The sequence below is a fragment of the Halorubrum sodomense genome, assembly GCF_900111935.1.
Taxonomy (GTDB): Archaea; Halobacteriota; Halobacteria; order Halobacteriales; family Haloferacaceae; genus Halorubrum; species Halorubrum sodomense.
In genome coordinates this window covers 844,679-863,689 of the sequence record NZ_FOYN01000001.1, presented here as the reverse complement: position 1 = coordinate 863,689, position 19,011 = coordinate 844,679, and the positions used below count along the sequence as shown (strand labels likewise).

22 protein-coding genes and 1 tRNA gene are annotated in these 19,011 nt (G+C 67.6%); 13 read left to right on the top strand and 10 right to left on the bottom strand.

What is annotated here, in order from left to right:
* Positions 1-12: 12 nt before the first annotated feature.
* The 3 genes from BM286_RS04445 to BM286_RS04435 all read right to left on the bottom strand — a co-directional run bounded on the left by BM286_RS04445 (position 13) and on the right by BM286_RS04435 (position 2,344).
* Positions 13-807: an aldo/keto reductase gene (locus BM286_RS04445; RefSeq protein WP_092920362.1), complete on the bottom strand. Its 795-nt coding sequence runs from the start codon at positions 805-807 to the stop codon at positions 13-15.
* Between the two features lie 58 nt (positions 808-865).
* A complete protein-coding gene (locus tag BM286_RS04440) occupies positions 866-1,594 on the bottom strand; it encodes a hypothetical protein (RefSeq protein WP_092920361.1) in 729 nt (242 codons plus the stop codon).
* 69 nt (positions 1,595-1,663) lie between these two features.
* Complete coding sequence (locus BM286_RS04435; protein WP_092920360.1) at positions 1,664-2,344, bottom strand: HAD family hydrolase; 681 nt, start codon at positions 2,342-2,344, stop codon at positions 1,664-1,666.
* A gap of 368 nt (positions 2,345-2,712) precedes the next feature.
* Here BM286_RS04435 and BM286_RS04430 point away from each other — a divergent pair, with 368 nt between their 5' ends.
* Positions 2,713-3,852, top strand: coding sequence for a CBS domain-containing protein (locus BM286_RS04430; RefSeq protein WP_092920359.1), 1,140 nt, complete (start codon positions 2,713-2,715; stop codon positions 3,850-3,852).
* 145 nt (positions 3,853-3,997) lie between these two features.
* On the opposite strand, the gene radB is transcribed toward BM286_RS04430, so the two are convergent.
* Together radB and BM286_RS04420 are read right to left on the bottom strand one after the other, a co-directional pair.
* Entirely contained in the window at positions 3,998-4,705 is a 708-nt protein-coding gene (gene radB, locus BM286_RS04425) for a DNA repair and recombination protein RadB (protein WP_092920358.1), read from the bottom strand.
* Between the two features lie 196 nt (positions 4,706-4,901).
* On the bottom strand, positions 4,902-5,108 hold the full coding sequence (locus BM286_RS04420; protein ID WP_004595330.1) for a cold-shock protein: 207 nt from the start codon (positions 5,106-5,108) through the stop codon (positions 4,902-4,904).
* 208 nt (positions 5,109-5,316) lie between these two features.
* On the opposite strand from BM286_RS04420, the gene BM286_RS04415 reads away from it, so the two are divergent.
* From BM286_RS04415 to BM286_RS04395, 5 genes are all read left to right on the top strand, one after another.
* Positions 5,317-6,027 carry an SCO family protein gene (locus BM286_RS04415; protein ID WP_092920357.1) on the top strand — a complete coding sequence of 237 codons (711 nt, stop codon included), beginning with the start codon at positions 5,317-5,319 and terminating at the stop codon, positions 6,025-6,027.
* The gene (locus BM286_RS04410; RefSeq protein WP_092920356.1) at positions 6,024-6,569 is read left to right on the top strand and encodes a TlpA family protein disulfide reductase; all 546 of its coding nucleotides are present in this window, start codon (positions 6,024-6,026) and stop codon (positions 6,567-6,569) included. The genes BM286_RS04415 and BM286_RS04410 overlap by 4 nt, the downstream gene beginning before the upstream one ends.
* 36 nt (positions 6,570-6,605) lie before the next feature.
* Complete coding sequence (locus BM286_RS04405) at positions 6,606-7,271, top strand: cytochrome c biogenesis protein CcdA (RefSeq protein ID WP_092920355.1); 666 nt, start codon at positions 6,606-6,608, stop codon at positions 7,269-7,271.
* 112 nt (positions 7,272-7,383) lie between these two features.
* Positions 7,384-8,040 (top strand): AIM24 family protein, encoded by a 657-nt coding sequence (locus tag BM286_RS04400; protein ID WP_092920354.1) that lies wholly within the window; start codon positions 7,384-7,386, stop codon positions 8,038-8,040.
* A gap of 154 nt (positions 8,041-8,194) precedes the next feature.
* Positions 8,195-9,583 carry an NAD(P)/FAD-dependent oxidoreductase gene (locus BM286_RS04395; RefSeq protein WP_092920353.1) on the top strand — a complete coding sequence of 463 codons (1,389 nt, stop codon included), beginning with the start codon at positions 8,195-8,197 and terminating at the stop codon, positions 9,581-9,583.
* A 68-nt stretch (positions 9,584-9,651) separates the two neighbouring features.
* Here BM286_RS04395 and BM286_RS04390 read toward each other — a convergent pair whose 3' ends face one another.
* On the bottom strand, positions 9,652-10,818 hold the full coding sequence (locus BM286_RS04390; RefSeq protein ID WP_092920352.1) for a M24 family metallopeptidase: 1,167 nt from the start codon (positions 10,816-10,818) through the stop codon (positions 9,652-9,654).
* A 173-nt stretch (positions 10,819-10,991) separates the two neighbouring features.
* On the opposite strand from BM286_RS04390, the gene BM286_RS04385 reads away from it, so the two are divergent.
* Positions 10,992-11,066 (top strand) — tRNA-Val (locus tag BM286_RS04385).
* A gap of 223 nt (positions 11,067-11,289) precedes the next feature.
* Here BM286_RS04385 and BM286_RS04380 read toward each other — a convergent pair.
* From BM286_RS04380 to BM286_RS04370, 3 genes are all read right to left on the bottom strand, one after another.
* A complete protein-coding gene (locus BM286_RS04380) occupies positions 11,290-12,009 on the bottom strand; it encodes a hypothetical protein (RefSeq protein WP_092920351.1) in 720 nt (239 codons plus the stop codon).
* A complete protein-coding gene (locus BM286_RS04375; protein WP_092920350.1) occupies positions 12,006-13,196 on the bottom strand; it encodes a hypothetical protein in 1,191 nt (396 codons plus the stop codon). The genes BM286_RS04380 and BM286_RS04375 overlap by 4 nt, the downstream gene beginning before the upstream one ends.
* A gap of 163 nt (positions 13,197-13,359) precedes the next feature.
* A complete protein-coding gene (locus tag BM286_RS04370; RefSeq protein ID WP_092920349.1) occupies positions 13,360-14,571 on the bottom strand; it encodes a DNA cytosine methyltransferase in 1,212 nt (403 codons plus the stop codon).
* 140 nt (positions 14,572-14,711) lie between these two features.
* On the opposite strand from BM286_RS04370, the gene BM286_RS04365 reads away from it, so the two are divergent.
* Complete coding sequence (locus BM286_RS04365; RefSeq protein WP_092920348.1) at positions 14,712-14,975, top strand: hypothetical protein; 264 nt, start codon at positions 14,712-14,714, stop codon at positions 14,973-14,975.
* A gap of 20 nt (positions 14,976-14,995) precedes the next feature.
* Here BM286_RS04365 and BM286_RS04360 read toward each other — a convergent pair whose 3' ends face one another.
* Complete coding sequence (locus BM286_RS04360) at positions 14,996-15,331, bottom strand: helix-turn-helix domain-containing protein (RefSeq protein ID WP_092920347.1); 336 nt, start codon at positions 15,329-15,331, stop codon at positions 14,996-14,998.
* Between the two features lie 352 nt (positions 15,332-15,683).
* Here BM286_RS04360 and BM286_RS04355 point away from each other — a divergent pair, with 352 nt between their 5' ends.
* From BM286_RS04355 to BM286_RS04335, 5 genes are all read left to right on the top strand, one after another.
* Positions 15,684-15,989: a helix-turn-helix transcriptional regulator gene (locus BM286_RS04355; RefSeq protein WP_092920346.1), complete on the top strand. Its 306-nt coding sequence runs from the start codon at positions 15,684-15,686 to the stop codon at positions 15,987-15,989.
* A gap of 64 nt (positions 15,990-16,053) precedes the next feature.
* Positions 16,054-16,740, top strand: coding sequence for an AAA family ATPase (locus BM286_RS04350; RefSeq protein WP_092920345.1), 687 nt, complete (start codon positions 16,054-16,056; stop codon positions 16,738-16,740).
* A gap of 108 nt (positions 16,741-16,848) precedes the next feature.
* Positions 16,849-17,133, top strand: a complete 285-nt coding sequence (locus tag BM286_RS04345) for a translation initiation factor eIF-1A (protein WP_004595341.1) — start codon at positions 16,849-16,851, stop codon at positions 17,131-17,133.
* Positions 17,134-17,369: 236 nt separating this feature from the next.
* Positions 17,370-17,708, top strand: a complete 339-nt coding sequence (trxA, locus tag BM286_RS04340; protein ID WP_092920344.1) for a thioredoxin — start codon at positions 17,370-17,372, stop codon at positions 17,706-17,708.
* A gap of 85 nt (positions 17,709-17,793) precedes the next feature.
* Positions 17,794-18,936 carry an aminotransferase class V-fold PLP-dependent enzyme gene (locus BM286_RS04335; protein ID WP_092920498.1) on the top strand — a complete coding sequence of 381 codons (1,143 nt, stop codon included), beginning with the start codon at positions 17,794-17,796 and terminating at the stop codon, positions 18,934-18,936.
* Positions 18,937-19,011: the final 75 nt, after the last annotated feature.

Sequence of the window (19,011 nt, the reverse complement as noted above, 5' to 3'; positions counted from 1 at the left end):
AATACGGATCAACTACGCGGGGAACAGCTCCTCCTCGCGCTCGACCGCGTCGATCGCGGCGACCTCCGCGTCGGTGAGTTCGAGGTCGGCCGCCGCGAGGTTGGCTCGGAGGTGTTCCTCGGTCGACGCCTTCGGGATGGCCACCACCGGCTCCTTCGCGGTCGCCCACGCGATCGCGACCGCCTCGGCCGTCGTCTCGTGCGCCTCTGCGGCCTCGGCGACCGGCTCCACCTCGCGCACCCGCCCGCCGGCCAGCGGCGAGTAGGCGACGACCGGGTAGCCGTGTTCGCGGGCGTGATCGAGCAGGTCCGGCCGGAAGAACAGCGGGTGGAGTTCGGTCTGGTGGGCCGCGGGCGGCCGGCCGATGACCTCGATCGCGCGGTCCAGGTCCGCGATCTCGAAGTTCGAGACGCCGAGGTTCCGAACGAACCCCTCGTCGACCAGTCGATCGAGGGCGGGCAGCGTCGCCTCGGGGTCGTAGTCGCCGCGCGGGCGGTGGACGTACAGCAGGTCGAGCGCGTCGACCCCGAGGCGGTCCGCGCTCTCGCGGGCGGCGGGCGCGACCGTGTCGGCCGCGAGGTCGTCGATCCACAGCTTCGTCGCGACGGTCACGTCCTCGCGGTCGAGGTCGCGGTCCGCGGCGCCGACGGCCCGGTCCAGCCCCGCGGCGAGCCCCTCGCCGACGACCGCCTCGTTCTCGTAGATCCGAGCGGTGTCGAGGTGGCGGTAGCCGGCGGCGAGCGCGGTCGCGACCGCGTCGGGGTCGTCGATCCCCATCGTGCCGAGACCGACGGGCGGAAGGTCCATGGTCCGGCGTGGACCGACCGGGGCAAAAAGCGCCCGACTTCCCGCGCCGGGCGAGCGGCTACGAGCGGGGCGCGGTCGACGAGACCGCGAACGAGACGTCGCGGGAGACGGTCTCGTACCCCTGCGCGGCGAGCGCGTCGGCGTAGTACCGCTCGGCGACCAGCGTCTGCGGCAGGCTGCGGAGGCCGAACCGCCGCCGGGGGCACAGTTCGACGTCGACGACCGTCCGGCCCGCCGTCCCGTCGGCGGCCTCTCGGACCGCGGCCGCGTACGCGCCCCACGGCCGGCCGTCGAGCGTCCCCTCTATCAGGACGCGCGCCGCCGGGTCGCCGTCGGCCGCGCTCGCGCCGTCCGACGGCTCCGCCTCCGTGTCGACCGTCAGCGAGTGGCTCCGGAGCCCGAGGAGCCACTCGTGTTCGTAGACGCCGCCCGCGCCGTCGGACGCCGGGCGGACCTCGTCGGCGACCCCCCACTGGAGGGCGAGGACCGGCGGCGTCGCCGACGCGAACGCCTCGGTCACCTCCTCCGGGGGCCCGTCGGTCCGGAGCCTGGTCGTCCCGCCCCGACGCAGGACCGGCGCGCGCAGCGCGACGGCGAGGACGAGGGCGACCGCCGCGCCGTGCCAGAGCGAGAACGCGGCGACCGCAGCGAGGAATGCGCCCGCGGCGAGCAGCGCGAGCGTCCAGCTCGCGACCCGTTCGGTGCGTCGGTACCCCGTGACCGCGGCGTCGAGCGCGTCTCGGTCGACGCGGCGACGCGACTCGACGGGAGCGGAGGGCTCGGGCATGGCCGCCGACTCGGCGGGACCGCAGTTCAGAATTTCGGTCGACGCGGTCGGCCGCGGCGGCGGGCGCCCTCAGGCCGAGTCGTCCGCCTCGGGGGCCCGCCCGCAGAGGCTCACGAGGTCGTGGAGGTCGTCGATCTCATAGGTCGGCTGACAGGTGAGATCCGTCGACCGGCGATGGGGCCGGCGGACGAACGCGGAGTCGATGCCGGCGTTGTCGGCCGCGCGCACGTCCGACTCGTTGTCGCCGACGAACAGCGCCGTCTCGGCGCCGAGGTCTTCGAGGGCGCGCTCGATGTAGTACGGCGAGGGCTTCTTCCGCGAGAGGCTGGCGACCGAGGGCTCGCGGCCGTACGCCACCTCGAAGCGGCCTGCCAGCCCGAAGTGGTCCAGCAGGGCGTCGACGGTCGCCTGCTGGTTCGAGGAGACGACGCCGAGCGGGGCGTCCAGCGCGCGCAGCGCGTCGACGTCGTCGTACGGCGTCTTCCGCCCCTTCCGGGCGGCGTCGATCTGCGCCGCGGCGGCGGTCTCGTCCCTGACCCGCCAGAACTCCGTCGGGTCCACCCCGTAGCGCTCGCAGATGTCGGTCAAGGTCGCGGGGTCGACGCCGATCGCGACGTCGTCCACGTGGGCCAGGTCGGGGTCCTCGACGCCGAGGCTCACGAACGCGTCCCAGGCGGCCTCGCGGAGCGTGTCGAACGGCGTCCGCCCGATCAACACCCCGTCATTGTCGAGGACGACGGCGTCGTACACGCCTTTCCGTGGGGCGGTAACGGGCAAAAAGGTTTCACACGCCGGGACGGCCGCGCCCCACGGGCCGCGGGGCGTCGCCTCACGCGCCGAGCCGACGGCTCTCAGACGCCGAACAGCCGGAGGAAGAGCCCGGCGAACAGCGAGAGCGCACCGGCGAGCGGGCCGATAAACGGGGTCGGACCCGGGAGGGGAGTCACGATCAGCGCGACGCCGACGGCGATCAGCGCGGTCGATGGCTTCGCGCCTGAACTTCGGTCGCCGCGCGGAAATGCCTTCAGGCGGATTCCGCTCGTCGGACGGCGGCTGTCGGCGCGCGCGACGACTCCCGCACTTTCAATACCCGGCCCGTCGAACGCGTAAATCGGACCATGAACATCTCTGATATCGCGGTACCGGAATACGTCGAGGTCGACGTCGATGAGCGGCTCGCGAAGGTCCGTTCTATCTTCGAGCGAGAGAATCCCAAGGGGATCGTCGTCGTCGAGGACGGCGAGTACGCGGGCGTCGTCGGTGAGAAACAGCTCATGCGCTCGCGCATGGAGGACGACACGAAGGTGTCGGCGGTGATGAAGCCCGCGCCCTCGGTCGACCGCCACGAGGACGTGCGCGAGACCGCGCGGCTCCTCGTCGAGGGCGACGTGAAGATCGCGCCCGTCTACGAGGGCGAGAAGCTATACGGCATCGTCACGGTCGATCAGATCCTCGAGGCGGTCCTCGACAGCCTGGACGCGATCACCGTCGAACAGATCGCGACCGAGGACGTGATCGGCATCGGCGAGACGGAGAGCGTCGGCCGAGCGATCAACCGCCTCCGCGAGAACGGCGTCTCTCGGCTCCCCGTGCTCGACGACGACGGCGACCTCGTCGGCGTCGTCACCACCAACGACATCGTGGAGTTCGTCGTCCGCGACCAGGAGCGCCAGGGCAGCGGCGACCGCGCGGGCGACATCGACCGGATGCTCGACATCCCCGTCTACGACATCATGTCGAGCCCGGTCGTCACCGCGACCGACGACGAGACCGCTCAGACCGTCGTTCAGCGGATGTTCGACAACGAGGTCTCCGGGCTGGTCGTCACGCCCGGGGACGCCGACACCGTCGCCGGAATCGTGACGAAGACCGACGTGTTGCGCGCGCTTACCTTCACCGAAGAGGACTCGATGGACGTCCAGATCACGAACGTCGACCTGCTGGACACGACCTCTCGCGAGCACATCGTCCAGTCCATCGAGCAGGTCGCGGACAAGTACGCGGACATGCACGTCATCCACGCGCACGTCCGGCTCCACGCCCACAAGGAGAAGCTCCGCGGTACGCCCCTGATCCAGTGTCAGATCCGCCTCCGCACCAACGAGGGGCAGGTCGGCGGCTCCGGCGAGGGGTACGGGGCCGAACACGCCTTCCACGTCGCGCTCGACAAGCTGGAGCGGAACGTCTTAGAGATCAAGGGCGTCAACGCCGACGAGGAGTACCGCGGCCAGCTCCTCCGGAAGCTCGGCCAGCTGTGAGCCGATAGACGCTCGGCCTGGCGGCGGCCCGCGTCGCCGGGCCGTCGGCGGGCCGCGGTCGCTCGCTGCGAGCGTTTCGGTCCCGGTCTCCGCTTCTCCGGCCTCCGCTTCTCCGCCCTCCGCTTCGACACGTCCCCCGCGACGCTCAGGCGTCGGTCCCCTCCGCGAGTCCGTCGGCGACGATGCGGAAGGTCGCGGTGTCGCCCCCGGGCTTCGAGCGGTGTTTTTCCAGAGTCGCCCGACGGTTCCCGCCGCGGAACCGGTCGACGCGGACGATTGCGCCGGTCCAGTGGTTCAGCGTGTTGCCACCGAGCGCGCGGTCGCGGTCGCCGTCGGGGTCGGTGAACACCTGGTTCGTGATCACGACGGCGAGGTCGTGACGGCGGGCCAGAGAGAGGAGGTGAGTCACCTGTTTGGCGACCTTGCGGAGCGACTCGCCGCCCTCGGTGTCGCCGGCGCGCTCCAGTCGGTAGAAGCCCGTCGCGGAGTCCAACACGATCAGTTCGACTTCCTCGGCCAGTTCCTCCGCGTCGCGGACCGCCTCGCGCTGGTCGTCGAAGTCGTACGCCTCCGATATCACCAGCCGCGAGGCGATCTCCTCGACCGTCTCACCGTCGTCGTTCCGACCGATCTTCCCTTCGGCGATCTGCTCGAACCGGTCGATCGAGAGCCCCTCGGTGTCGATGTAGAGGACGCGGTCGCCGCCGGCCGCGACCTCGACCGCCGCGGCGAGCGCGAGGTTCGTCTTCCCCGCGGCCGGCGGGCCGTACACCTGCGTGACGACGCCGCGCTCGAAGCCGCCGCCCAACAGCTCGTCGACCGGGCGACAGCCGGTCGGGATCGGATCGCTCACTAGCGAGAGCTTCGCTCGCGTTCGTATTTAAACGGTCGATCGCGTCGCTCGTCGGGGGAGAATCGCCGCTCGTCGGATGGGGCCGCCGCTCGTCGGTGTGTGATAAGTGTGAAAGAAGCGGAGATAGGCGTCGATCGCGTCGAGCGACGGCCGAAATCCGGTAGTGCGTGCGGACGCGTCGTCCGCTACGTGGGGGTTAGTTGCGGACGAGGTTCGTCGCGCGGGGTCCCTTGGGGGACGATTCGATGTCGAATTCCACTTCCTGACCCTCCTCGAGGTCCGGGCCGCCGACGTCTTCCATGTGGAAGAACACGTCTTCGTCGTCGTCGAGGTCGCCGTCGTCAGTCGAGATGAAACCGTAGCCGCCAGTGTCGTTGAAGAAATCAACCTTACCGTTTGCCATTGCGAATATACGTACAGCCCGTTCGGGGATAACCCTTGCGAGGGTCGCGGTACCACGGAGGTTCCGGACGTTCGTCTATCCGAGAAACCCCGAATACCGCCTCGTCTCTGGCCGCTACGGTCGATGTTCGAACTCTCCCGGTCGTGTTCACTGCGCGCCACCAGGCGCGGGGTTCATTTACGAGCGACCACGTAGTTTCGACGACAACATGGACCGCCGCCACTTCCTCCGCTCGCTCGCCGCGACCGGCGCCGCCGCCGGCGCGACCGCTACCGCCGGCTGTGCCGGCGTTATCGGAGACACTGGCCTCCTCGGCGACGACGGGACGGTCCTAGGGCCCCCGGAGCAGACCCGCGGCGATCCGGTCCACCCGATCCACGGCGACGAGATGCCCGAGTTCAGCGTTCCCGACCCGATTTCGGGAGAGGAGATATCCACGGCGCAGTTCGAGGGCGAGCGCGCGTTCCTGTGGACCTCCTTTTACACGAGCTGTCCCGACGGCGTCTGCCCGGCGCTCATCCTCCGGCTCCGGCGCGCCCAAGAGGTCGCGGCCGAGCAGGGGTTCGGCGACGAGGCCGCGTTCCTCCCGCTCACCTTCGACCCCGAGCGCGACACCGCCGAGGTCCTCCGCGAGTACGCCGCCCGGCGCGGGGTCGACCTCGACGCCGGGAACTGGCACTTCCTTCGGCCGGAGAGCTACGAGGCGGGAAAGGAGCTGATGATGGAGAACTTCGGGCTGAAGATCGAGAAGTACCCGGACGAGAACGACCAATACGAGAATCTGGAGTACACGTTCCCGCACTACGGGCTCATCCTCCTCGTCAACAAGCGGGGAATCGTCGAACGGGCGTACCCGCGCGGCCCGGCCACCGACGTCGAACGGATCGTCGGCGACTTCCGACGGGTGGTGACGGCGTGAGGCGACGGCACCTGCTGGCCGGGCTCGCGAGCGTCGGGGTCCTCGGCGGCGCGGGCGCCGTCGCGACCGGCGGGGTACCGAACGCGCTCGGCGGCGAGGAAGCGCCCGAGCCGATCGAACCGGTGACGCTCGACACGGTCGACGCGCCCGGGAGCCGCGACGGCGAGGTGACGATCCCGGCGCCAGACCGGCCCACGTTCGTCGACTTCTTCGGGACGTGGTGTCCGCCCTGTGCCGAGCAGATGCCGGCCCTGGCGGCGGCCCACGATCGGATCGGCGACGAAGTGTTGTTCGTTTCGGTGACGACGGAGCCCGTCGGCGGCGCGGTCAGCGAGGAGACGATAGTCGACTGGTGGACGAAACACGGCGGCGACTGGCTCGTCGCCGCCGACGTGACCGCCGTGCTCGCGGCGCGGCTCAACGTCGGTAAGTACCCCAGCGCGCGCGCCATCGACGCCTCGGGACGCGTCCGCTGGGCGACCTCCGGGACCCACACGGCCGAGGAGTTCGTCGAGGGAATCCGGCGAGCGATCGACCGATGACGGGGCGGGCCGATCGATGAACGGACGGGCCCGCCGATGACGGACGTCTCGCTCGCGACGAACGTCCCGTTCGCCGTGACCGCGGGCGTGGCGACGTTCTTCTCCCCGTGCGCGTACCCCCTCCTGCCGGGGTACGTCGGTTTCTACGTGAACTCCGTCGACGCCGACTCCGCGTCCGTCCTCGGCGCCGGAGTTCGCGGCGTCGCGGCCGCGGTCGGCGTGCTGGCGACGTTCGCGCTGCTCGCCGGCGCCACCGTCCGGATCGGTTACTCGACGCTGTCGAACATCACCGTCTTCGAGACGTTCGTCGGCGGGCTGTTGATCGCCTTCGGACTGCTCGTGGTCGCCGGGCGCGCGCCGTCGGTGTCCGTACCGCTGCCGCAGCGACGCACCGGCGTGTTCGGCTTCGGCGTCTTCGGGGCGGGGTACGCGCTGGCCGGGGCCGGTTGCGTGGCGCCGGTGTTCCTGGGCGTCGTCGCCCGCGCGATCGCCCTCCCGTCGGAGGCGGCTGTTCTCGTCGTCGCCGTCTACGCGGGCACCGTCGCGGTCCTGATGGCCGCGACGACCGTCGCGACCGGCGTCGGTCTCATCAGCAACGCCAATCGGGTGATGGCGCACGCCGGCCTGCTGAAACGGATCGCGGGCGCCGTGATGATCGCCGCGGGAATCGGACAGCTGTACCTCTCGCTGGTCGTGTACTGACCGACCGCGGCACCGTCCGATCCCTGCCAAACGTTCGCACGCAGCCCGTACATTCTTAAGCCATAGCGCGGAACCCTCATGTAGCCGAACCGAACGGTTCGGTCCCCGCACCATGAATCTCGATCAGTTCACCGCGGAGAACGCACCGACCGACAGCGCGGAACCGTTCCAGCGCGAGAACAGCTACACCCTCGACGTCGAGGTCGCCGGCACCGTCATGGCGAAGGCGGGCTCGATGGTCGCGTACACGGGCGACGTCTCGTTCACCGGGAAGGCCTCCGCGGAAGGGGGTATCACCGGATTCCTCAAGCAGTCCGCGACCGGCGAAGGGACGCCGATCATGGCCGTCGAGGGCGACGGTCACGTCTACTTCGCGGACAACGGCAAGAAGGTACAGGTGGTCGAACTCGGCGCCGACGAGTCGATCACGGTCAACGGCGAGGACGTGCTCGCGTTCGAGGAGTCGCTCACCTACGAGATCAGCACCATCGACAGCCTCGCCGGAGCGTTCGCGGGCGGCTTCAGCAACGTCTACCTCGAAGGGCCGGGGTACGCCGCGCTCACCACCCACGGCGACCCGATCGTCTTGGAACCGCCGGTGGCGACCGATCCGAGCGCGACCGTCGCGTGGAGCGGCACCTCCCCGGACGTGGAGGTCAACCGGAGCCTCTCCGACATGGTGGGCCAGGAGTCGGGCGAGCGCTACCAGATGCGCTTCGACGGCGCCGGCGGCTTCGTCGTGGTCCAACCGCACGAGGAGCACGTCTGAGACGGCGCCGCTCCGAAGGGATCGGACACCCACCGGTTCCGACCGATCGGCGGCCGGCCTGAACGCGGAGATTCGAACGAAACCGACACCGCGAAAGCGACGTCGTGCCGCAACGGACCGTGAATTTAATAGCCGGACGGGAACCTCTCGGGGTATGGAACGCGTAGACGTCGCGATCGTGGGCGGCGGGCCGACCGGGTCGTCCGCGGCGCACGCCGCCGCGACCGGCGGAGCGGACGCCCTGGTCCTCGAGAAGGGAGTCCCCCGAGCCGACCGCGAGGGGCTCGGTCCCGACTCGACCGACGCGGCCGGAATCTTGGATTACTGGGTCGACATCATGGGGATCCACCCCGACGAGTTCGGCGACGGGGTCGTCCAGCGCGAGCTGAACCGCGCCGAGTTCCGCGGCCCCGACGAGTCCGCGACGCTCACCTCGACCGGGATCGACTCCTCGTACGACAAGTTCGGGTACACCTTCCACCGCGCACGCTTCGACGACTGGCTCCGCGACCGCGCCGAGGAGGCCGGCGCCGAGTACCGTGCCGGGACCTCCGTCCGCGGCGTCGACACCGACCTCTCGGTCGGATCCGGTGACGAGGAGCCGCGCCACACGCTCGAACTCGCGGACGGCGGGACCGTGGGCGCAGACTTCGTCGTGCTCGCCGACGGGCCGCAGCGAACCGTGACCAACCGGGTCCTCGACGAGTACCTGCCCGCGGACGCGGCCGCCTCCGACCGGCTCGCTTCCCGCACCGCGAACCACATCGCGTACCAGGAGTACCGGCGCGTCCCCGAGGCGGTGTTCGAGGAGGTGAACGACGCCCTCGTCTTCTGGTGGGGCGTGATGCCGGGCGAGACCGCCTACCCGTGGATATTCCCGAACGCGGACCGCGTCTGTCGGGTCGGGCTGACGATGCCGATCGGACTCGACATCGAGGAGTTCGACCGCGACGCGTACGCGCTGCTCGACGCCGACGACGAGTCGATTCCGCGGGGCGGCGAGTACGTCCGCCGGCTCTTAGAGTGGCAGTACGGCGACGAGTACGACATCGAAGAGGAGTTCCCCGTCGTCGACGACGCCGGGAAGCGGAACGGGACGGAGACCTACCCGATCTCGTCGACGCGACCGATCGACTCGCCGGTCGAGGCCGGCATCGCGGTCGCGGGCGGCGCGATGGGGACGACCTCGGCGTTCCACGAGGGCGGCGACCACGTCGCGGTCCGCACCGGCGCGATCGCGGGCGAACTCGCCGCCGAGGGCGACCTCGCCGCGTACAACCGCCGCTGGAAGGAGGCGATCGGCGACGAGACCGTCCGCAACGTGACGATGGCCGACATGGTCGCGGAGTACGAGCCGGACGACTGGAACCGGGTCATCGGCGCGGCCGACGCGATGCTCGCCGCCGAGACCGGTGACAGCCTCCTCTCGCAGCCGTACCGCTCCGGCTGGGAGTCGCTGAAGCTCATGCTCGGCTACAAGTGGAACAAGCGCCGGGTGAAGAAAGACTACGTCGGCATCGACGAGAGCGAGTACGTCTACTGACGCCGCGTTCGCGCGGCGCGGTGCGGCGTTCGGGCGGCGGCGGCGCGTCCTCCGCCGAGTCCGTCCCGTTACCGGATTACCGGCGCCGCCAGCTCGACGGGCTCGGCCTCGATCCCCGCGACGTCAACCGGTTCGACCTCGTGAGTCGGCCACCGACCGGTCTTCGTGAGCCGTTCGGTCAGATCGGACGTGACGAGGTGGGTGTCTTCGCTTTTCGTGCCCTGAACCGTCGGATTCCACGCGTAGCCCATCGGCCGCCGGACCGCCTCGTCGCCGTCCGGGGTCGCGAACCACTCCCGGCCGGCGAATCCGGCGGCGCCGCCCTGGTGGTGGTTCTCCCACTCGTCCGCGAAGCCGACCGCGTCGTACGCCGCTTGGATGGCCTCGAAGACGTCGCCGGCGGTGTCGGGGGCGTCGGGGTCAGGTGCGTCGCTGTCGGCGGCGTCACCGCCGGCGCCCTCACCGCCCGAGAGCGTCCCGGACGCGGCGGCCTCGGTGGCGCGGACCGCGGTCGCCTCGACGCGCGCCGCGGCGCGGTGGCGCTCCTCGAACCAGTCGGGGGCGTCGAAGGCGACGGTGCGCGTCATCGAGGCGTACAGCCCCGCGCGCTCGGCGGTGACCGACACGAGCGCGTAGTCGCCGAGGGCGGCGTCAGTCGGCGTGTAGTGACGGAACGCCTGCGCCCGGTCCGCGCCGCCGACGAGCACGACCGGCGTGTCCACGTCGCGGGAGGCGAGCGAGATGTCGATGCCGGCCGCGACCTCGTACTCGGGGTCCTCGGGTTCGAGGTTCCGACAGACGGTCTCGACGGCGGCCGCGACCTCGCGGCCCAGCTCGCGGTAGCGCTCGACGTCGTCGTCGGTGAGTGGCTGTCGGAGCCGGCTGCCGTCGACGGCCTCGAAGCCGGGCACGTCGAAGTCCGCGGCCGCGGGGGCGGGCGAGCGCTCGGCGACCGCCTCGGAGAGCGAGTCGGCGTACCACGGGACCGACTCGACCGCGAACGCGTCCGGGAGCTCCTCCGCGGCGAGCCGGTCCGCCTCGATGTTGTCGGTGATGACGCGGAGTTCGCCGTCGTAGCCGGCGGCCGCGACGCCCGTCGTCGCGTCGGCGTCGACGACGTTGTCGCCGCCGGTGAGCCACGCGAAGCCGTTGGGGCGAGCGAACCAGACCGCTTCGAGCCCGCGCTCCGCGAGGTACGCGTCGAGCCTGTCCGTGCGGGCGGCGAGGTCGACCATACGAACGGACTGTCGGCGAGCGGGTAAAAACGGTCGAAAGCCTCGCGCGCCGTCGGCTTCGGGGGCCCGCCGTCGCCCGATCGGCGGGTAGTGACTCACCCCGTCCGGATCCCCGAAACGAAAGGTTCAATTACGTCCCCCGGGTACGACGAAACGCGTCAGTAAGCCCCTGCGGGTTGGTAGTCTAGTCCGGTTATGACACCTCCTTGACATGGAGGAGGCCGGCGGTTCAAATCCGCCCCAACCCATTTTTGTCGACACCGCAACCGCGAGCGACAGCGAGCGGTCCGTGTCGACAAAATGGTGCCGCGGATTTGAAGCAGGGAACGGAGCGAGCGCTAGCGAGCGGAGTGACTGAGGTTCAAATCTGCCCCAACCCACTTTTGATTCCTCGCAATTTTGGTAGCATCGCCCGCAGGATATCCGTCTTTTAACAGCGCGTACTGCTGCGCTCTGAGCTTTTCCACTCGGTTATACCGAGTAGTCTGGGTCGAACTCAGCGTGGGCCTGTTTGTACTCTCGAAGGAGATCTCCCACTCCGGTAATCGCAGACTCCATCTCGATGATCGGGTTCTTCCGCATCTCGTGAAGCCCGACTTTCGCCTTTAGCTCGCTGGTGTTCGTCCGGTTCGAGCCCTCGGCGTCGCGGTACTCCCAGTCCTCGTGGTCCATGCTCGCGCACAGGACCTGTGTGACATCGATAGGCGGCGTCTTGTTCGGGGCGGGGGCGTCGTCCGTGGTGGACTTGCTCCGCGCGTTTATCCGATAGTGGATTCCGAGGAGCCACCCCTCGACATTGTGGTGTGCGTAGAACGTGTTCCCCTTCGACGCTTTGACTTCCAAGCCCGGACCGTTGTCGGAATCCTTGACTGCGTAATTGTCCGGCCATTCGTGATCGGTCCCATCGTAGAGCAAGTCCGGGTATCCGTCGTCGAGACGGTTGAGGACGAAGTCCGGAGACTCTTCCGCAAAACGAGTGGTTAGTCGGTGACTGACGAAGCCACCAATCGCGTTGTTCGCTCGGAACTGCTCGTGGAACCGTCCGTACCCTTGTTCGAGGTGCCACTCATTCACCTCGTGCCAGTACTCGTAGAAGCTCTCGATCGCGCTTACGACCTGCGAGACTTCGAGTCCATAGGGGAGTTCCGCGTCGCGGTTGACGAAGCGCTCTCGGACCTCTGGCCGCTTCATGTTTCGTCGAGCCCCATCTGTACGTCCGAGTCAGCGAGATGGTCGAGGACGCGGTTGTCCGGGTCGATGCTCGCAACGAACCGTAAGAGTCGCTGAACGCCGTCTGGATTCTCCTCGATGTTGGCGAAGAAGTGAACCATCCCGTGAAGCGCCCGGTTCTGCTTGTGGTAGTCCCAGAATCGAAGCTGTCGGCTGATGTCCTCGTCATCCAGAACCCGGACATCTGCTTCTTCGAGCGTTTCGCGGGCTTCCGGACTCACCTCTGTACAGATCGCGATGGCGATGGCGGTCGTGTTCTGTGCGACCTTCATCATCGTGCCGAGTTCGGCACTGACGTTCGATTCATCGATAACGCGGTCCTTGACCTCGACCGAGATCATGAGGTCGGGACCGTGGTACCCGTCAATGTCGCCGTACCGCTGTTGACGCGAGGAGCCGGTTCGGACCTTACTCGCGCGGAGAGACAAGTGCGGCCACTCCGCTTTGACGTACCCGTAACAGAGTGCCTGGTACGCCGATCCGCCCTGTTCATTTGGGGCCTTGCGTGTGTAGTCTCGGAGTACCTTCAGGAAGGGCTCTTCGAACGGCGGGTCACGCCGTTCGTACTCGCTCGATTCCAACCGCTCTAGACCGAGGTCGAAGAGTTCCTGTGCGGCGACGAAGCGACCGTCGCGAGAGAGCCGGAACGCGAGTTCGAGCATGTCGTCGTACCGCTCCCACTCGCCGGTGTGGTGGCCCGGTGAGCTCGGGAAATTGGTTCGGTTCAGGTCCTCCCGGAACAGTTCGATCAGCTCGTTGTGGAACGCTCGGATCCCTTCCCGAGTGTCACCGCGTTTCAGTGTCAGCGACGACTTCGCCGTGCTCTCGTAGCGGTCGAGGATGTCGTCGACAGTGATGTCAGGGTTAAAACCGGCCAGCCAGTCGTCGTACTTTGCCAGTTCTTCGGCGAGGACAACAAAGTCGATCGCGAGCCCTAGCGTCCCTTTCGAAGATGCGAACTGCGTCCCCGCCTCAGAAACGAGCGCATCAATCACATTGCGCTCAGCGTCTGAGATCCCATCGCCAAAGCCGTCGGATGCCGACAGATCCGATTGATTCCCGAAATAGGTGGCCGGGAAATGGCTCTGTAAAAACATCTCTATCGCTTCATCGTCGTGGTCGGCACGATCGTCGCTCCATCTACTCATCTGCGTATACTGTCCGGTCAACAGACACGCTTAGAAAAGTTGGCATTGGAAAACGAGAAACTAAGTAGAGGAAAATTCACGCTAGACGTTCCCTACTGGGACTGATTCCGATGGCGCTTCCGAGGTTGTTTTTGGAATCTGCCAGAAAACTATTCGACTCCTATTAGTCAGCGAAGTCAAGCGTGACCTGCTGCGCGTGGCCGCCGATATCCGACTTCTCCTCCTCGAACTCGGCGAGGTCCATCCCACCACAGCGGAGCTTGTAGATGCGCTCTCGCTCCTCGTCGGTCAGCGTCTGGCTGTAGACGCTCTGCTTGAGGTAGTAGCCGACGGACTCCGCGAGGTACGGCGGCACCGCGTTCCCGATCTGTTTCCGGACCGAGACGAGGCCGCCATCGAAGCGGTACCAGTCGGGGAACGTCTGTAAGCGCGCCCCCTCGCGCGGTGTGAGCCCGCGATGCTGGAACGGATGGATACACCGGGCGCTAGAGGGCTTCGACATGTTCGAGGTGATCGCGACGGCCGGCTCCCGCGAGTCGAGTCGAGAGTAGGAGTTGTGGTAGCCCGAGGACGGCTGGAGCTCGTCCGGGATCTCGGTTCGGTTTCCACCGTCAGAGATGTGCGAAATCATCTCCACCATGTCCTCGGTGTGGTTCGCGGCTTGGTGGTGGGTGAGATCGGTGTTGTCGCCGCGGAGGTCATCCTGGATGACCGTCGTCGGCTCGACGTCGTACTCGGTCTTCTCCTCGCCGGGACCGACTTCGGGGAGGTCGCCGATTCCGGCGATCACGCCGGGGGTCTCGATCGGGTCTAACTCGAAGCCGTCGAAGGGGAACTCGGTCGTCGAGCGCTTCGTCGCGAGCACCAGCAGGCGGTGACGCTGCTGCGGGACGCCGAAGTCGGACGCCTTTACGACGCGGTAGCTGACATCGTAGCCCATCTCGCCGAACGACTCCTCGACGGCGTCGAGGAACTTCCCGTCGGCGGTGTTTTGCATCCCGCGAACGTTCTCGAACAGTGCCGCCTTCGGATCGAGCTCGTTCACCCACGAGATGAAGTTCACGAAGAGGTGGTTCCGGTCGTCGCTGCCGTCGGGGCTGACCACTTCGGAGAACCCCTGACAGGGCGGGCCACCGGCGACGAGGTCGACGGTGTCGCGGCCGACGACCTCGGTGACATCCTGGTTGTCAACCCCGCGGATGTCCTGTGTCAGCTCCGTCGGTTCCAGACCCTCGCGATTGTTCGCGAACGAGGCGCGGGCGTCGTCGTCGACCTCGACCGCGTGGACGAGCTCGAAGCCGGCGCGTTCGAGGCCGACGGAGAGTCCGCCCGCTCCCGCGAACAGATCGACGTAGGTCAGGTCCTGCTGACTCATCTATCGGAGAGTGCCGCTCAACTGTATTTAATCGTTGGTACTGGGAAAATCGTTAGGGAGACGGCTCGTCCGGGTGACGCTCGTCACGGAGCCGGATCTTCCTGAGCAAATTTCATATCGTGGGGCGCTGAAGTCGACGTATGAGCGGTGACCTCGTTGAGCTCCCGATCGAAGTGGATGTCACACCGGAACGGTACGGGACACTTCGATCGGTGAATGTCGTGTCTGGAGACGATATTCCGCCGGCGTTGGATTCGCAGGAGTGGCGGCTCGAAGAGCTCTCCGTGGAGTCGCACGTCCGGGATCAGATCGATGTTAGAGCGATTGATGAAACAACGAACGTCGGTGTACTTCGAGTTGATACTACTACGCTAGAGTGGGAGTTCCTCGAAAATAAACGCTGACCCTTGTATAGATCTATAACTCACATTCGGGTGGCGTCCCCGTTCGAGGCCTCACTGTCCGTCGGGTTCTGTGCCTCGACGGCATCATTGTCGTCATCAATGTAGGTCCAATTCTCGGTGTCGAGTCGGCCGTCGAGATACGCCTCACCGTCGTCAGTGATCATGTAGACACCGTTTCCGAGATCTTTGACGAGACCCTCTTCAGCTAGCTTCTTACATCGTCGGTGGACCTGAACACGTGAATATCGAATCGGTCCCTCCCTCTTCATTTTCGTTGGAGAACCAGATTCGTGTTCAGAGAGATACTCCAAAATCCGATCGTCAGCAGCAGACATCCACTCTCCCGCATATCTCATATAATACACTGGCGCACCCATATTTAATATAAGACCGTATAGTGTTTTTAATCACTTTCCGTACATTCAAGTAACGAGAGAATTCATATGTAGCCACAGAACCCAAGTGACGAGCCCTCGGCGAGTGACAAAATGTAGAAATCCCGGCCGCGGTGTTGGAGCACCCGGCCGGGTCGGGTTCTGTGCCGTGACACAGAACCATGCCAACGATGGCAACTGCGGGGCTTAAGCCCTGCGTGACGACCGGAGAATCGAGCGAACCCACCGACTGCGCACGCTGTCCAGCGCCGGCTGACGGCTACGACGCCGCACGCGGCGTGCCCGTCTACCACGACTGCGCGGAGGACGACGCATGAGCGCGGAGTGCGCGCCTGACCGCAATGCGCTCGCCGACCTCACCGCGTTCCGGCGCGACCTGCTCTGGGCGCTCTCCCACGAGAACGCCCGCAAGGGGACGGCCCTGAAGGCGGACCTCGCCGACTACTACGGCGAGGCGATCAACCACAGCCGCCTCTACCAGAACCTCGACAGGCTGGTCGAGCGCGACCTCGTCGCCAAGCGGGCACGCGACAGGCGCACCAACGAGTACCGACTCACCGAGACCGCGCGTCGCGCGCTCGGAGCGCGCCGCGCGTGGCAAGCTGGGGGTGAAGCGTGAGGGTCGCCCACGGCGACCTTCAGATGCGAACTTTCTTTTACCTCTCCTGGGTGGATGCGGGTAGATGAGTGACCGAGGCGGTCGAGCGCCGGATCGGACCGAATCGCCGGCTTCGAACGGTGAAACGGCAGATTCCCGCTCTCCAACGCCGTCCGCCTCGCCCGCCGACGCGGCCGACGACGGGGCGTCGACTGGACGGCTGATCGTCGTCTGCGGGCTTCCGGGCGTCGGCAAGACGACCGTCGCCGAGCGAGTCGCGGCCCACGTCGACGGTCGGATCCGGCGGACCGACGTGATTCGCAAGGAACTGTTTCCCGACCCCGAGTACACCGACGCGGAGACCGAGGCCGTCTACGCCGAGCTCCTCTCTCGCGCCCGCGAGGACGTGGAGGCCGGCGGCGCCGTCGTCCTCGACGCGACGTTCGCGGACGCACGGTTCCGGACGCAGGCCCGCGAGACGGCGGCCGAGGCCGGAGTCGCGTTCGACCTCGTCGAGGTCGCCTGCGACGAGGAGGTCGTCGAGCGCCGGATCGAGCGCCGCGACGGGATCAGCGACGCCGACTTCGAGATCCACCTCCGCTTCAAGGAACTGTTCGACGAGGTGGCGGCCGACCACGTCGTCGTGGACAACTCCGGCACGCAGGCGGAGGCGTTCGCGCAGGTCGACGCCGCGTTCGGAACGGACGTGTCGGCCGAGGACGCGACGGTCGATTCCGACGGCCGATCGGCGGCGCTCACCGACGCGGAGTGAGGCGGCCACGGGTCGACGCATGACCGTCGCAGTCGTGCGAACGAGTCGCGTGGCGGGCGCACACACCCATCTCCAATCACTTATACGGGCGAGCGTACAACGGAAGGTATGAGCGAAGAATCCGGGCGGAAGAACCTCCGAATGCCCAACGACGACGAAGTGTTCGCCGTGGTGACGGAACACCTCGGCGGCAACCACGTTCAGCTGCGCTGCGCCGACGGCGAGGAGCGGCTCGGCCGGATCCCCGGCCGCATGAAGTACCGAACGTGGATCAGCGAGGGCGACGTGGTCCTCGCCGAGCCGTGGGACTGGCAGGACGAGAAGGCGAACGTCGAGTGGCGGTACGAGGACGAGGACGCCGACCAGCTCCGCCGCGAAGGCCACATTCAGTAGTCGAAGTACCCGCGCCGCACCGCGTCGCCGCCGACTGTCTCCTTGCGATCTCTCTCCGCTCCGACACCGTCAGGTCCGGGGTTCGCTCGCTCGATCCGACGGGATTTTCGAACGCGGATAGCCACCGCACCGGCTCGTATCGCGACGCTGCCGGACGGCCGGTACGCGCTTTTCTTGCCATAGTATTGTGAATACTATCCAAAACCATTATCACCACGCGGCGCGTAGGCGTAGGTATGAGTTCGACAGAAGCCGCACCCGGAGAGCCGATCCAGCTGACCGACGCCGACGCGTTCGACGAACACGTCGCCGACGGCGTCGTCCTCGTCGACTTCTACGCCGACTGGTGCGGCCCGTGTCAGATGATGGAGCCCGCCGTCGAGGCGGTCGCGGAAGACACCGACGCGACGGTGTTGAAGGTCGACGTCGACGTCCACCAGGCGCTGGCCGGCGAGTACGGCGTTCAGGGCATCCCGACCCTGCTCGTGTTCTCGGACGGCGAGCTCGCAGAGCGCATGGTCGGGGCGCAGAGCGAGCGGGCGCTTGCCGACGCGATCGGCGAACACACCGCCTGAGCGTACCTTCGGGCATCGCACACGGAATCACCCGAACGCGGTCACCGATCGGCCAGTCGCGGCCCGAGTGGCCGAAACCGACACCATGAGAACGATCCAACTCGACGACGACGGTATGACCCCGAGAGAGCTCCGCGCGGACGTCCCGGCCCTCGGCGACGCGGCGTACTTCAACTTCGGCGCGCACGGACCGAGCCCGGAGTACGTCGTCGAGGCGGCCGCCTCGTTCATCGAGGAGCACGAGTACGGCTCCGCGGCGACCGACCCGTACGAACACGCGTTCGAGACGTACGAGCGGGTGCGCGAGCGGATCGCGGCGTTCGTCGGCGCCGCCCCGGAGGAAGTCGCGCTCACGGAGAGCACCACCGACGGGATCACCCGCGTGGCGGGCGCTATCGACTGGGAACCGGGCGACGTCGTCGTCCGAACCGACCTCGAACACCCGGCCGGGGTCCTCCCGTGGCAGCGGCTCGAACGCGAGGGGATAGAGGTGCGCGTCCTGGAGACCGAGGACGGCCGCGTCGACCGCGAGGAGTACGCCGAGGCCGTCTCGGACGCCCGCCTCGTCTGCTTCAGCGCGATCACGTGGACCCACGGCACTCGCCTTCCGGTCGCCGACCTCGTCGAGGTCGCGAACGACGCGGGCGCGTTCACCCTCGTCGACGCGGTCCAGTCGCCCGGTCAGGTCCCGATGGACGTACACGAGTGGGGCGCCGACGCGGTCGCCGCAGCCGGCCACAAGTGGACGCTCGGCCCGTGGGGCGCCGGCTTCCTCTACGTCGACCGCGACGCCGCGGCCGACCTCGCGCCGCGCGCGGTCGGCTACCGGAGCGTCGAGGACCCGACCGGCGAGGCGATCGAGTTCAAGCCGGCGGCGGGACGCCTCGAGGTCGGGACGACCACCGCCGCGGCGCACGTCGGCCTCGCCGAGGCGCTCGACGCGATCGACGCGGTCGGCCTGGACGCGATCGAGTCGCGGATCGAGTCGCTCACCGATCGCCTCAAAGCCGGCGTTCCCGACGACCGACTCCTCAGCCCGCGGTCCTACGAGTCGGGACTCGTCACGATCGACGTCGACGATCCGGAGGCGACCGTCGAGCGACTGGCCGACGACGACATCGTCGTCCGGTCGCTGCCGCACCCCGACGGGGTCAGAGCGTCGGTTCACGCGGTCTCGACGGAGGCCGAGATCGACCGGCTGATCGACGCGCTCGACGCGGAGTGGTGAGCCGCGATCGGAGACGCCGCCGCGCGGACCCGTGCTCGGACACCGGGCGACCGGACACGTTAAAGCACTCGCCGT

Excerpts from the sequence above, each read along its gene's own strand:
- BM286_RS04335 (WP_092920498.1), top strand. The coding sequence starts at position 17,794 with ATGAGAACGATCCAACTCGACGACGACGGTATGACCCCGAGAGAGCTC.
- trxA (WP_092920344.1), top strand. The coding sequence starts at position 17,370 with ATGAGTTCGACAGAAGCCGCACCCGGAGAGCCGATCCAGCTGACCGAC.
- BM286_RS04390 (WP_092920352.1), bottom strand. The coding sequence starts at position 10,818 with ATGGTCGACCTCGCCGCCCGCACGGACAGGCTCGACGCGTACCTCGCG.
- BM286_RS04355 (WP_092920346.1), top strand. The coding sequence starts at position 15,684 with ATGAGCGCGGAGTGCGCGCCTGACCGCAATGCGCTCGCCGACCTCACC.
- BM286_RS04360 (WP_092920347.1), bottom strand. The coding sequence starts at position 15,331 with ATGAGATATGCGGGAGAGTGGATGTCTGCTGCTGACGATCGGATTTTG.
- BM286_RS04445 (WP_092920362.1), bottom strand. The coding sequence starts at position 807 with ATGGACCTTCCGCCCGTCGGTCTCGGCACGATGGGGATCGACGACCCC.
- BM286_RS04375 (WP_092920350.1), bottom strand. The coding sequence starts at position 13,196 with ATGAGTAGATGGAGCGACGATCGTGCCGACCACGACGATGAAGCGATA.
- BM286_RS04395 (WP_092920353.1), top strand. The coding sequence starts at position 8,195 with ATGGAACGCGTAGACGTCGCGATCGTGGGCGGCGGGCCGACCGGGTCG.
- BM286_RS04415 (WP_092920357.1), top strand. The coding sequence starts at position 5,317 with ATGGACCGCCGCCACTTCCTCCGCTCGCTCGCCGCGACCGGCGCCGCC.
- BM286_RS04430 (WP_092920359.1), top strand. The coding sequence starts at position 2,713 with ATGAACATCTCTGATATCGCGGTACCGGAATACGTCGAGGTCGACGTC.
- BM286_RS04345 (WP_004595341.1), top strand. The coding sequence starts at position 16,849 with ATGAGCGAAGAATCCGGGCGGAAGAACCTCCGAATGCCCAACGACGAC.
- BM286_RS04420 (WP_004595330.1), bottom strand. The coding sequence starts at position 5,108 with ATGGCAAACGGTAAGGTTGATTTCTTCAACGACACTGGCGGCTACGGT.
- BM286_RS04365 (WP_092920348.1), top strand. The coding sequence starts at position 14,712 with ATGAGCGGTGACCTCGTTGAGCTCCCGATCGAAGTGGATGTCACACCG.
- BM286_RS04405 (WP_092920355.1), top strand. The coding sequence starts at position 6,606 with ATGACGGACGTCTCGCTCGCGACGAACGTCCCGTTCGCCGTGACCGCG.
- BM286_RS04440 (WP_092920361.1), bottom strand. The coding sequence starts at position 1,594 with ATGCCCGAGCCCTCCGCTCCCGTCGAGTCGCGTCGCCGCGTCGACCGA.
- BM286_RS04370 (WP_092920349.1), bottom strand. The coding sequence starts at position 14,571 with ATGAGTCAGCAGGACCTGACCTACGTCGATCTGTTCGCGGGAGCGGGC.
- BM286_RS04350 (WP_092920345.1), top strand. The coding sequence starts at position 16,054 with ATGAGTGACCGAGGCGGTCGAGCGCCGGATCGGACCGAATCGCCGGCT.
- BM286_RS04400 (WP_092920354.1), top strand. The coding sequence starts at position 7,384 with ATGAATCTCGATCAGTTCACCGCGGAGAACGCACCGACCGACAGCGCG.
- BM286_RS04380 (WP_092920351.1), bottom strand. The coding sequence starts at position 12,009 with ATGAAGCGGCCAGAGGTCCGAGAGCGCTTCGTCAACCGCGACGCGGAA.